The organism is Mesorhizobium wenxiniae (assembly GCF_002284535.1).
In the GTDB taxonomy this organism is placed as follows: Bacteria; Pseudomonadota; Alphaproteobacteria; order Rhizobiales; family Rhizobiaceae; genus Mesorhizobium; species Mesorhizobium wenxiniae.
In genome coordinates, this window is record NZ_NPKH01000020.1 from 482,701 (window position 1) to 494,878 (window position 12,178).

Annotated in this window: 9 protein-coding genes and 1 pseudogene; 6 read left to right on the forward strand and 4 right to left on the reverse strand. The window is 62.8% G+C overall.

The window, feature by feature from the left end; genetic code table 11:
* Positions 1–96: 96 nt before the first annotated feature.
* Positions 97–529, reverse strand: a pseudogene (locus CIT31_RS35080) (DUF2267 domain-containing protein).
* A 209-nt stretch (positions 530–738) separates the two neighbouring features.
* Here CIT31_RS35080 and coxB point away from each other — a divergent pair.
* From coxB to CIT31_RS12620, 6 genes are all read left to right on the forward strand, one after another.
* Positions 739–1,716, forward strand: coding sequence for a cytochrome c oxidase subunit II (gene coxB / locus CIT31_RS12600; RefSeq protein ID WP_095518839.1), 978 nt, complete (start codon positions 739–741; stop codon positions 1,714–1,716).
* Positions 1,713–4,229 carry a cytochrome c oxidase subunit I gene (gene ctaD, locus CIT31_RS12605; RefSeq protein WP_095518840.1) on the forward strand — a complete coding sequence of 839 codons (2,517 nt, stop codon included), beginning with the start codon at positions 1,713–1,715 and terminating at the stop codon, positions 4,227–4,229. Before coxB ends, ctaD begins: the two co-directional genes overlap by 4 nt.
* Positions 4,230–4,236: 7 nt before the next feature.
* A complete protein-coding gene (locus CIT31_RS35085; RefSeq protein ID WP_245316201.1) occupies positions 4,237–4,617 on the forward strand; it encodes a hypothetical protein in 381 nt (126 codons plus the stop codon).
* Positions 4,614–5,237, forward strand: coding sequence for a cytochrome c oxidase assembly protein (locus CIT31_RS12610; RefSeq protein ID WP_245316202.1), 624 nt, complete (start codon positions 4,614–4,616; stop codon positions 5,235–5,237). Before CIT31_RS35085 ends, CIT31_RS12610 begins: the two co-directional genes overlap by 4 nt.
* On the forward strand, positions 5,237–6,322 hold the full coding sequence (locus CIT31_RS12615) for a c-type cytochrome (RefSeq protein WP_165778424.1): 1,086 nt from the start codon (positions 5,237–5,239) through the stop codon (positions 6,320–6,322). Before CIT31_RS12610 ends, CIT31_RS12615 begins: the two co-directional genes overlap by 1 nt.
* A gap of 63 nt (positions 6,323–6,385) precedes the next feature.
* On the forward strand, positions 6,386–7,747 hold the full coding sequence (locus tag CIT31_RS12620; RefSeq protein WP_095519355.1) for a PQQ-dependent sugar dehydrogenase: 1,362 nt from the start codon (positions 6,386–6,388) through the stop codon (positions 7,745–7,747).
* Positions 7,748–7,845: 98 nt separating this feature from the next.
* Here CIT31_RS12620 and CIT31_RS12625 read toward each other — a convergent pair whose 3' ends face one another.
* From CIT31_RS12625 to CIT31_RS12635, 3 genes are all read right to left on the reverse strand, one after another.
* Positions 7,846–8,976, reverse strand: coding sequence for a GNAT family N-acetyltransferase (locus tag CIT31_RS12625; protein ID WP_095518841.1), 1,131 nt, complete (start codon positions 8,974–8,976; stop codon positions 7,846–7,848).
* Positions 8,973–9,968 carry a sterol desaturase family protein gene (locus CIT31_RS12630; protein ID WP_095518842.1) on the reverse strand — a complete coding sequence of 332 codons (996 nt, stop codon included), beginning with the start codon at positions 9,966–9,968 and terminating at the stop codon, positions 8,973–8,975. The genes CIT31_RS12625 and CIT31_RS12630 overlap by 4 nt, the downstream gene beginning before the upstream one ends.
* A 238-nt stretch (positions 9,969–10,206) precedes the next feature.
* Complete coding sequence (locus tag CIT31_RS12635; protein ID WP_095519356.1) at positions 10,207–12,114, reverse strand: heparinase II/III family protein; 1,908 nt, start codon at positions 12,112–12,114, stop codon at positions 10,207–10,209.
* Positions 12,115–12,178 lie beyond the last annotated feature (64 nt).

Below are 12,178 nucleotides of genomic sequence, written 5' to 3' on the forward strand. Positions count from 1 at the left end.
TCGGGCCACTGAGCGACTGTATCGCGAGGAAAAGGACCGGCCGGGCCGAGGCAGCTGAGAACCGTATCGAGAGCTCAGACTTTTGTCTTGCTGCTGCTAAAGTCCAACACTTTCGGGCCAAAGCGCCTGGATCTGCTTCGGCAACGCGGCTCGCACCTTGACCAACTGGCCGAAGTCGACATGCCTGGCGAGAACTTTGAACACGGATCTCGTCGCATCCTCGGGATTCACGGGTCGAGGGATTTCATCTCCTCGGCCACCCGCTGCAGGAAGTCCTCCAATGAACGGCTGCTGGTCGGCAGATCACGCGGCCGATACCGATCATAGTAGGCTCCACGCACGAGAAGCGGCAGCCCCGCCCCCAAAATTGGCAGCCAGTTCGATCTGCAGCAAATCCCGCAAGGTGCGTCAAACAGCTCCCAGCATATGCCAGGCAACGCGCCTATCGGGCCCGGCCATGATCTCGTCCAGCCAGATGTTTGTCGTCTGCAGGGTTTTTGTCAAAAACTTCCAAGCCGGTTGCGCTCATCGTCGCCTGCTTTGGCATGGACAATCCCAAGGCTCGCCCCCAACATTCGCCCCAACGCTAACTATGACGGGCATACGGGGATCGAGCGCGATTGTTTCGTCACTCGTTGAAAAATTGCCCAAATAGCAACGGCGAATGCAGCTAGTTCGAAAGCTCAGTTGCCGGGAACCTTCCGCCCCTCTCGCCGGTTTACGGCGGAGGGGTTGGAAATGGGTCAATATTTCAGCCTGTCCGCTGCGTCATTATCGCTGGCGAGCGGCTTTGCCGGCGCCCGGTCGGTCCTTGAGCCCGCGGGAGCGGAAGCGCAGCAGATAGCCATACTGTTTTGGATAATGCTAAGTGGCGGCGCCGTCATCTGGCTGGGCGTGCTCGGCGTGCTTCTTCATTCAGCCCTATTCAACCGCCGCAGGCTGGCCGAAAAGTCTGCCAGCAGGATCATCCTTTGGGGCGGCGTGGTCTTCCCGTCGGTCACGCTTTGTGTCCTGCTCGCCTATGCACTGTGGCTGATGCCTGGCCTTCGGCCCTTCGCCCAGGCGGGCGCCGCCGGCCTGCGGATTGAAATCACCGGCAGGCAGTTCTGGTGGGAAGTTGTCTACCGCCCAGCTCAGGGACCGCCGGTCGCGTCCGCCAACGAGGTCAGGCTGCCGGTCGGCGAGCGCGTCGAATTCACCCTGAAAAGCGCCGATGTGATCCATTCCTTCTGGATCCCACCGCTCGGCGGCAAGATGGACATGATCCCCGGTCGCACCAACAGGCTTTCGCTTTTGGCTACGAAACCCGGCATCTTCCGCGGGCCCTGTGCGGAATATTGCGGCACGTCTCACGCGCTGATGGCGTTCTCGGCCGTGGCGATGGAGCCCGAAGCATTCCGGTCCTGGCTCGCCGCCCAGGCAATTCCCGCGGAAGGCGCCGGCGCGAGCGGCGGCGCGCTGTTCCTGCGCCATGGCTGCGGGTCCTGCCATTTCGTCGCGGGCACCGATGCGCGCGGCCTGATCGGCCCGGATCTTTCGCATCTCGGTTCCCGCGCCACCGTCGGAGCCGGCATCCTGCCCAACACCGAAGACGCCGTCGCCCGCTTCATCGCCCGGTCCGAACTAATCAAGCCCGGCTCCAGGATGCCGGCCTTCGACATGTTGCCGCCGGACGACATTCGCGCCATCGCCGCCTGGCTGAGAGGCCTGCAATGAGCGCTGCGATCAAGAAGCGCTCGCTGGAGGAATACAAGGCGCAGGAGGAGCGGCTGCGCGCCGTCTGGGCCAATCCGGCCGGCTGGCGTTACTGGACCTCGGTGAACAATTTCCAGATCGGCCTCTGGTACAGCTCGGCGGCTTTCGCCTTCATGCTGTTCGCCGGCGCGCTCGCGCTGCTGATGCGCCTGCAGCTCGCCGTGCCCGACAACGACTTCCTGTCGGCCGACTTCTTCAACCAGGCTTTCACCCTGCACGGTACGGTGATGATGTTCCTGTTCGCGGTGCCTATCTTCGAGGCAGTCGCGATCTTCCTCCTGCCTCCGATGCTGGGCGCGCGCGAGATGCCGTTTCCGCGCCTGGGGGCGTTCAGTTTTTGGAGCTTTTTCCTCGGCGGTATCTTCGTGTGCGGCTCCATCTTCTTCAGCGCGGCGCCGTCGGCAGGCTGGTTCATGTATCCGCCGCTCGCCACCGACAAGGAGTTCTCCGGCATCGGCGCCGACATCTGGCTGCTCGGCCTTTCCTTCATCGAAGTCGCCTCGATCGCGGCCGCCGTCGAGCTCATCGTCGGCATCATGAAATGCCGCGCGCCGGGCATGCGCATCAACCTGATGCCGCTCTTCGCCTGGTACCTGTTGATCGTTGCTGGAATGATCCTGTTCGCCTTCCCGCCGCTGATCGCCGGCGACCTCCTGTTCGAGATGGAACGGATGTTCGATTGGCCGTTCTTCGACGCAGCGCGCGGCGGCGACCCGCTGCTGTGGCAGCATCTGTTCTGGATATTCGGCCATCCGGAAGTCTACATCATCTTCCTGCCGGCTATCGCGCTGATGGCGATGATCGTGCCGACTTTTTCCCAGCGTCCAATCGTCGGTTATTCCTGGATCGTGCTCGCGGCAGTGGGAACGGGATTCCTTTCTTTCGGCCTGTGGGTACACCACATGTTTGCGACAGGCCTGCCGCAGATCTCGCTGGCCTTCTTCTCGGCGGCCTCCGAGGCGGTGGCGATCCCGACGGGCGTGCAGATCTTCGTCTTTATCGCCACCATGCTGACCGGCCGGGTGATCTTCTCGACCCCGATGCTGTTCGGCACCGGAGGACTTGCCATCTTCGTCATTGGCGGACTGACGGGCGTGATGGTGGCGCTCGCACCCTTCGACTGGCAGGCGCACGACACGTACTTTGTCGTCGCGCACCTCCATTATGTGCTGATCGGCGGCATGCTTTTCCCGGTCGTGGCCGGGCTCTACTACTATTACCCGCTGATCGACGCGAAGAAGCTCTCCGACCGTCTGGGACGGCTCGCCTTCTGGCTGATGTTCTGCGGCTTCAACATCGGCTTCTTCCCCATGCATCTGAGCGGCCTGCGCGGCATGCCCCGGCGCGTCTTCACCTATCCGGCCGAAATCGGCTGGGATTGGCTGAACCTGATCTCGACGGCCGGAGCCTTCATTTTCGCCGCGGGCGTGCTGGTGGTTGTCTTCGACGTGCTCAGGCCGAAGCACCGGGAGCCGCGCGACGAACTCAACCCGTGGAATGCTGGCACGCTGGAATGGATTTCCGAGCCGGAGGAGGACTGGGGCGTCCGCTCTATACCCATCGTGCGCAGCCGCTATCCCCTCTGGGACCAGAAGGATCTTGCGCGCGAGGTCAATGAAGGCCGCTGTTACCTGCCCGACGCGGAAGAGGGACGGCGCGAGGGACTAGTCACCTCCGTGCTCGACGCCGACCCCATCCAGGTGCTGCGCGTCGGCGGCAGTTCCCATGTCACCATCGTCTCGGCCCTTTCGCTCGGAGCCGCCTTCATCGCGCTTACCTTCCACTGGTGGATCGCGACGGCGATGGCCGCAATCACCTGCTTTTGCGCCGTCATCTACTGGCTCTGGACGGGCACTGGCGAAATCCCCGAGAAGCCGGAAAAGGATGTCGGCCTGGGCCTCAGCCTGCCGCTTTATGCCTCCGGCCCCGATTCGGTCGGCTGGTGGGCGATGTTCATCACCATGGTGGGCGACGGCACGGCCTTCGCCAGCCTCGTCTTCGGCTATTTCTTTTACTGGACGATCCATGCCGACTTCACCGCGGGGATTGCCGGGCCTGATGCGATCTGGTCGCTGCTGGCTGCCATCCTGTTCGCTGCAGCGTGGGGCCTGATGGTGGCGGCCCGCATGTTCAACAGGCGCGGCGCCACGGCCACTGTGCGCGGCTTGCTGGTAGCGTCCCTGCTGACCACCGTTGCCGCGTCCGCCGCAGGCTTGGCCGCGCCGTGGTCTCCCGGCATGGACCCGATGCGCCACGTCTATCCCGCAATCGTGTGGATCCTCGTGATCTGGGTGCTCGCTCATGCCGCGCTCGGCACGGTAATGCAGGCCTATTGCCTGGCCCGCTCTTTGGCCGGCCGACTGACGCCGAAGCATGACATGGATCTAAGCAACGTGGTGCTCTACTGGCATTTTCTGCTGGTCACCGCCGTCATCACCTTCGCCATCATTGGCCTCTTTCCGGCAGCGATGTGAGGCGGCGATGCGGCTCATCCCGAAAGAGATTGAAACGCTCTGGACGCTGTTTACCGCGCCCGTGGTGTGGGCTGCGCATTTCCTCGTTTGCTACATCGGCGCGGCGCTCTATTGCGCGAAGCCCGAGCTTATCGGGCTGAGTTTCAGCGCTGTGCGCGCGGGCATCGCCGCCGTCACTCTGATCGCCCTCTCGCTCATCGCGCTATCCGCATGGCTCGCCTGGCGGCAATGGGGCTTCGGCAGAGACGATCCGCCGCACGACGATCCGACGAGACGCGACCGGACCCTGTTCCAGGGCTTTGCGACGCTGCTGCTCTCGGGTCTCAGCTTCATCGCCGTGATCTTCACCGCGATGCCGGCATTGTTCCTGACGGAGTGTATCCGGTGAGACGCGCCTGCCTCATCCTCGGTCTCCTCGTCCTCGCCCTGGTCTGGGTCGGACCGCTGCTCGATGCCTGGCGGGATTCGTTTTCGGCGCACATGCTGGCGCATATGGGAGTGGTAGCGATCGCTGCGCCGCTGATGGCGATTGGAATCCCGCTCCGCCCGAAACCAGATGCAAACCGGGCGTTCACCCTCGCCCTTCCCGCCTCCCTCGTCGAGCTTATCATTGTCTGGTCCTGGCACGCGCCGGCCTTGCGGACGCTGGCGCAAAGCTCGCTGTTTGCGACCGCCATCGAGCAGGCCACGTTCCTCGCCGCCGGGCTGTTCCTGTGGCTGGCCTGCCTGCCGCGCCGCGGTTCGGACATCACAGGCAATGCCGCCGGCGCCTTCGCCTTGCTTCTCACGTCCATCCATATGACCTTGCTCGGGGCGCTGCTGGCGCTGACCCCGAGGCCGCTTTACGGGACGGGCGAGATAAGCTGCTTCGGCGTCGCGCTTTCTGCGCAGCAGGATCAGGAACTTGGCGGCGTAATCATGCTTTTGGTCGGCGCGGCGGTCTATCTGGCCGGCGGCGTGACGCTTTTCGCGCGCTTGCTCGCCGCCCCGCCGCGGAAGGCGGTCTGATGCATATCAGTTGGAAGAAGCTCGCCATCGCACTTGCCATTCTGCCCTTCGTCGTGGTGCTGGCCGCCTGGATCGGCTTTTTCAATGTCGGTGCGTCAAGCGGCCACTGGAAGATCACGGAATGGTTTCTCCAATTCGCCATGCGATCGGCTGTGCGCACCTATGCGCTGGCGGTCGACGTTCCAGAAGCTCTGCCGCGTCATGCGATCCAGCCGGCCGCCGGACATTTCGCGGGCGGCTGCGCCATCTGTCACGGTGCGCCGGGCGAGCCGCGATCTCCTGTCGTCATGAGAATGCTGCCGCAGCCGCCTGACCTTGCCGGGGCCGTCGGCGAATGGTCCGACGCGGAACTTTTCCGCATCGTCAAGCACGGCGTGCGCTTCACCGGCATGCCGGCCTGGCCGACGCAGGAACGCGACGACGAGGTCTGGGCGATGGTAGCCTTCCTGCGCGAACTGCCGTCGATGGACGAAGCCACCTACCGTGACCTCGCCTATGGAGCAAGGCTTGCGCCTCCTGAAGGCGCTGCCGCAACCCTACGGCAGGCGCTCGCGGATTGCGGCCGCTGCCACGGTGGGGACGGTCTCGGGCGCGGTCCTGCGATCCCCGTTCTCGCCGGGCAGAGCGAGGCCTATCTCCTAGAAAGCCTGCGTGCCTATGCCGAGGAAGGTCGGGCAAGCGGTTTGATGAGCCTGCCCGCCATTGCGGCAGGGCCTCAATCCTGGCCGGATCTGGCCAAGCATTTCGCCGCCCTGCCGACGAGGCACCCCGGCGGCGAGGGCGATCCAGCACTTGTCCGGCGCGGCAGGGAAATCGCCGAGAGGGGTATCAAGGAGGCCGGCGTGCCAGCCTGTCTCGGCTGTCACGGACGACAGGACCGCAGCGCGCTCTATCCCTCCATCGCCGGCCAGCCCGAGCGCTATATCGAGGCGCAGCTTGGGCTGTTCAGGGCGGGAAAGCGGGGTGGAACGCGCTTCGGCCATCTCATGGCCAATGCCGCGAAGGGTCTCACGGACGACGACGTCCGCGCGCTTGCGGCCTACTTCGCCCTATCCGCCGCTCCATCCGCAACCGGAACGCGATAAGCGCGTTTGCGTTCTTTCGACATTTTCGAGGTTCTGGTGAAAAAGTTGCTTGCCGCCCTTCTCATGCTGATCGTTCTTTTCGTCGTCGCCGGCGGAGCGGTCTTCTTCCTGTCGCGCGAAGAGGCGACGGTTCCGATCGCGGAGACCTATGGCCCCAACCCGATCCTGCCGGAGCCCAATCCGACTTGGCTGCCGACCGTCCATGTCGCCAAGGCCGCGCCATGGCCGCAGGGCACGAAGCCGACCGCGGCCCAGGGATTTGCAGTAAACGAGTTTGCCGGCGGGCTCGACCATCCGCGCTGGCTATACGTGCTGCCAAACGGCGACGTGCTGGTGGCCGAGAGCAATGCCCCGCCCAAGCCGGACGAGGGCTTCAGAATACGCAGCATACGCAGCTTCTTCATAGAGAGCTTACGCAGCATACGCCGCTTCTTCACAAACCTCTTCCAGAGCCAGGCCGGCGCGCAAACGTCTAGCGCCAATCGCATCTCGTTGCTGCGCGATCAGGATGGCGACGGGGTGGCGGAAACCAAAACGGCCTTCCTCACCGGGCTGTTCTCGCCATTCGGCATGACGCTACTTAACGGCAAGGTCTACGTCGCCAACGCCAATGCAATTGTGGCCTTTCCCTACCAGGAGGGCGCGACCGAGATCACCGCACCGGCGGAGAAGATCGTCGACCTGCCTGCGGGGAGGAACCACCACTGGACCAAGGACATGACCGCCTCGCAGGACGGCACGAAGCTCTATGCGACGGTCGGATCCAATTCCAATGTCGGCGAGAACGGCTTGGAGGAAGAGGAGAACCGCGCCGCAGTGCTGGAGATCGATCTCGCTTCGAAGCAGTCGCGTCTCTTCGCCTCCGGGCTGCGCAATCCGAACGGCCTGTCCTGGAATCCGGAAAGCGGCGAACTCTGGGTCGCCGTCAACGAGCGCGACGAGATCGGCAGCGACCTCGTGCCGGACTACATGACTTCGGTGAAGGATGGCGGCTTCTACGGCTGGCCTTACAGCTACTATGGCCAGCATGTCGATAATCGCGTCAAGCCGCAGCGGCCCGACCTCGTCGCCCAGGCGATCAAGCCGGACTATGCGCTCGGGGCGCACTCGGCTTCATTGGGACTGACCTTCAACACGGGCGACCTGTTCGGTCCTCAATACAGGAATGGCGCGTTCGTCGGCCAGCATGGCTCGTGGAATCGCAAGCCGCGCAGCGGCTACAAGGTGATTTTCGTGCCGTTTACCGGCGGCAAGCCGTCAGGCCCGCCTCAGGACATCCTCACCGGCTTCCTGAGCGAGGACGACAAGGCCTTTGGCCGTCCTGTGGGGGTGGCGATAGACCGTCGCGGCGCCCTGCTGGTGGCGGATGATGTCGGCAACAAGGTCTGGCGGGTCGTTCCATCTCAGACGCAATCGGCACTTTGAGCGGTTCGTGCTGCCGGCGACCCGACGAGGGAAGCGATAGGACACCACTTGCCATTGCGTGTCGGACACGGTGTTCCGGGCGCCGATCAAGCCGAAAATCAAGCTGTCGGCATCAGTCCGCGCCCGCGTACATGCCGGACCGTCTGGCGCATACGATCGGCAAGAGAAGCGAGCGAGCCTTGCGCCGTGCGCGTCCCAAGAACGGATTGCAGGACAACGCCCTGCGTTGCGAATTTGTGCTTGAACGACTCTGCGCCGCACAGGAAATCGACCGTGCCCAAGCCGTGATCGATCGACCACCGTATGTAGTCCATCATCAGGATCATGCCGGGCGACGCCTGGCTGAAATCCGGATCGAAAGTGGTCACGAAGGCCATCATTGTGTGGTGCTGGACGAAGTTGATGGAGACTGCGACCATCGTGCCATTGCATTCAAGTACGAAAATGTGCAGCACGCCGGCGCGCGCCAGTGCCTCGACGAGTGCGGCGAGTACTGGCGCTCCCTCTTCGAAAAGTTGGGATTCACGCTTGCGCTCCACCAGCCATCTGCGCTTCAGGGCAGAGAGGCGGTCCAGTACCGGCTGCAGCGGCTCGTCTGGCGCAAGCAGGCGAAATTTCATTTTCCCGGCTTCTTCCAGCGTCTTGACGCCGCGCCGATAGTTCTGCCGCGTCTTTTTCGATTGCTCCGCGAACCACGCGGCTCCGCTCTCCCATTGTCCGGCGACGCGATAGCTGACTTCCTCTCTGTGATTGGGGCGAAGCCTGATCCCGCCAGAGGTATCCGGAGTGAAAATTCTGCGGACCGCCGCACCCGGCAAGAGATGATTGAGAAAGGCAATATCGAAGCCACCGGCTTCACAGATCCGGGCCCATACGTCCTGCAGCGCCGATGAGGAGCATTCCGGAGCAACGAGAATATCCCCGTAATCGGTATAGCTGCCGGCCGCCCATTCGAGAAACCGCAGGCCTTTGCGCTTGCCGATCGCCATGGGAAAGACGGCAACGAGCCTGTCACCATTCCAGACCAACCCGATCCGCAGCGCGCGCTGGTCACGGTCCGCTACGGTACTCCACCATGCCGAAATCCAGGCATGGCTCTGAAAGATCAGCCCATCAGTGCGATGCCAAAGATGCATCCAATGGGCTTCGATCGCAGCCAGGCGATCCGCCGAGCGGACAACTTCCAGGCGCTCTGCGCTCGAAGCGTCAATCGAAACAATGGTGTTCATGAAGGGGAACGATCCTGTGGCTGTGCGATGACATCGAGACGCCTCTGGAACAGTCTGGCGACATGCCCTCCCATCTTCTTGAGCGGCAGGATGTAAAGCCCAAAGAGCGATTGATAGTCGCGCACATCGCGATCTATCAGGCCAAATTTGAGGTCTTCATCCGGATCCGGGACAAACTGCGTCCCGAACAGGCGATCCCAGAACGAAAACAGCAGGCCAAAATTCTTGTCGTAGTGGCGAGGGTCGATGCTGTGGTGCACCTGGTGCCAGTGCGGACACAAGATGATGTTGTTCAACCGGCCGAAGGAAATCTTGAAATGGGTATGGCGAACAAAGTCCATCATCAGGATGTTGCGAATGACATAGACGTTGATGCCGAAGATAGCGATCTCTACAGGATCGAGTGCGATCAGGCTCCAGATGCCGAAGCATATCCCCGGGATGACACCATCCCAGATACGGTTCATCAGATCGTCCAGCGGATGAACCCGATCCTTGGTGATTCCCACCATCACCTCGGCCGAATGATGCACTTTGTGCAATTCCCATAGGAACGGGAAGTGGTGTTGGGCGACATGGTAGAGATAGTACGAAATGTCGTAGGCGATCAGCATGGTTGCGGTGAAGATGACGATCGTCACCGGTCCGGCCGGGCCGTCGATGAGCGGCGCCTGGATATCAAGGAGCCAGCCGATTGCCTGGTGCGTCCCATAGCCCACGGCGGCAACGAAGGTGACGCCGGCAGGGATGAGCAGGAAAGGCATTATCGCCCGTTTAGTGACCCAAAATAGGACATCCGCTCGCGCCGACGGATGCAGGATGACTTCCGCCGGGAAAGCGAAATCGAAAAAGTCCTTGAGGGACTTGTGCTCGACAGTTCGCCAGTAAGCGACCACCGCGCTCCCCAGTGCCGTGAGAAATAGGAGGCCGAGCGTCACCAGATTGACGTTCGAAAGCTTTTCCACAATCACTCTGGCGAATTCAGAAAACATCGGTGCAGTGGCTCCTGGGCCGTAAAATGGCTACCGGCGAATTACGAAGCAAAAAACTTGCCAAACCCACTGCATCTTGCCCGCAACCAGGTGGCTATTGCGGCTGCAACGAGCAAAAGCATGCCGGATTTGCGCCAGATTAGCAGTTCAACCGTAACAAAACGCTAAATGTCGGAACGTAATTAATCTCGAATACGGCCGGAACAGCGGATGGCCCGCTCTGCTGCTGCGCCGGTCGCTATCGTTGCGACGGTGGGATTGCCGCGAGGTGGATCTTAATTCCGTCTTCGCCCACTTCGCCGTGCCAGGCGATGCGTTCGGCTGGCTGCCTGGCGCCAAAACGCGGTGAAACCCAGCCGCCCTGCCCCGGTGCGTCGCCGCCGGCGCGGATGTCGACCGCAGCGTCCGGAAACCGAATGGTCATCAGCGGCTCGTCGCCGCGCAGCACTATGATCGTGCTTCCGTCTCGGTTGGTGCCGAGGCCGGCTGCGAGTTGAAAGACGACCTCGGCCACGCGCCTGCCGCCGAGCAGTTGGTCGGTCACGACGATCCCGTCGGCCTGGTGCGTCACGGTGCGCTGATGCACGACACCGAAGCGGCTTCTATACCCGTCATGCCGGGCGCGCAGCTTCCAGTGCGTTCCCGGCTCGCTCTCCACCAATGCCGCAACCGCCTTGTGCGACCAGTTGAACATCCCGGCGATGATGCTTTGGCTTTTGCCCTCGATATTCAGCGTGTTATGCGCCGGTGTCGAGCGGAACCAGTCGCGCCAGACGCCCCCCGAACCGTAGAGCCAGGTGCCGGGGTCGACCAGCACCGGCTCGCCATCGATGCACAAGGTGAGCGACAGCGCGTCGGCATGGCCGTGAGCCGCTATCGAGAGATAGCCGAGCGGGCCGTGGTCGAAGGTCAGATCGATGCTGCGGCCATTCATCTCACCGCGCCAGACGGAGAGCCCGCCTTGCGTGAACGTTTGCAACCCATGCGACGCCGGTGCCGGTTCCGACGGCCTGCCAAAGAAAAGCGCCCGAAAATCGTGTGGCGCCGCCGCGTTGCCCGGCATCTGTAAAAAGCCACGGATGGCGGCGGCGACGGATCGGACATAGTCCGGCTCGTCCCCGAGCGTCAGCACGCGACCTTCATCGTTGTCGCCAAAGCCGGCAGCTGGGGAGAGCCAAGCGACGAAATTGGCAAATGCGGCCAGACGCGCTTCGACGGGCGAGGGAAACGGCGTTCCGGCCTGGCGTGCCGCAGCGGCGCACAGCAAAATTAGTTCGGCGGTGAAGGCCGCATATGTCGGGGTCTGCTCGGCACCGGCGCCATCGGCGAGAATCTGCTTGCGCGCCTCAGCCAGGAGGGCGCCGCGGACAGCGTTGGATTCGGTCCCCAACGCCAGGCCGATCAGATACTCGCCAGCCAGTTCTGCGACGAGATGGTTGTTGGCGGAGGAAAATCGAGAAGGGAACCGCGGCAGCCAATAGGCGCTTGCCGCCAGTATTTCACCCACTTGCTGCCGTGTCGCCGCGCCTAATCGGTCGCCGACGAGGTCCATGGTGACAATCAGGCTGATGGCTCGCAGCGCTACTTCGATGCCGGAGGCCCAGCAAACCCCTCGAAACGGCGGATTGGCTGAATGCCAGCTGTCGATCGCCGCCTCTATGGCCATCCGGGACTGGTCGTCGCCGGCGAGAAGCAGGTGGGCGCCCAGTGGCGGCAACTGCTGCAGCCGGTTGATCTCCCAAACGTATTTTACATCGCCGCGGCCGCCGCCATGGCGAAAATCGATATCGAAAGTATGGGCCTCGGGACCCGGCCAAAACCTGCCGGTCACCGGATCGAGGCGCCAAAGCTCGGGAGGAAACAGCCGATCTCGATCGCGCCATGGCCATGTCCGCCCAAGTGCGGAAAACTGGCCCCCAAGCGTGTTTTGCGCCGCCGCCGCTATGGCTTGCCGTTGCTCCGGTGTCGCAGCCAGCGCAGCATCGCCCAATGGACGCAGCACCGGCTGCAACTGGGGCGAAGCGTAACGCTCCCAACCGTCGTCGCGGCGGCGCGAAGCGATCCTTCGACGCTGCTCGCCCAGCCGGTGCAACACCTCGGCCGGCTCCATGCTACGCAACCGGTTGATGTACCAGCCGACTCTCATACGCGCTCCGCCAAGGTTTCGATTCTTATATACCATGCTGTCGAAAAGCCGCACGACGGCAATC

Bases quoted from the DNA above. Each gene is read 5' to 3' on its own strand.
- CIT31_RS12615 (WP_165778424.1), top strand. From the start codon at position 5,237: ATGCATATCAGTTGGAAGAAGCTCGCCATCGCACTTGCCATTCTGCCC.
- CIT31_RS12635 (WP_095519356.1), bottom strand. From the start codon at position 12,114: ATGAGAGTCGGCTGGTACATCAACCGGTTGCGTAGCATGGAGCCGGCC.
- CIT31_RS35085 (WP_245316201.1), top strand. From the start codon at position 4,237: ATGCGGCTCATCCCGAAAGAGATTGAAACGCTCTGGACGCTGTTTACC.
- ctaD (WP_095518840.1), top strand. From the start codon at position 1,713: ATGAGCGCTGCGATCAAGAAGCGCTCGCTGGAGGAATACAAGGCGCAG.
- CIT31_RS12630 (WP_095518842.1), bottom strand. From the start codon at position 9,968: ATGTTTTCTGAATTCGCCAGAGTGATTGTGGAAAAGCTTTCGAACGTC.
- CIT31_RS12625 (WP_095518841.1), bottom strand. From the start codon at position 8,976: ATGAACACCATTGTTTCGATTGACGCTTCGAGCGCAGAGCGCCTGGAA.
- coxB (WP_095518839.1), top strand. From the start codon at position 739: ATGGGTCAATATTTCAGCCTGTCCGCTGCGTCATTATCGCTGGCGAGC.
- CIT31_RS12620 (WP_095519355.1), top strand. From the start codon at position 6,386: ATGCTGATCGTTCTTTTCGTCGTCGCCGGCGGAGCGGTCTTCTTCCTG.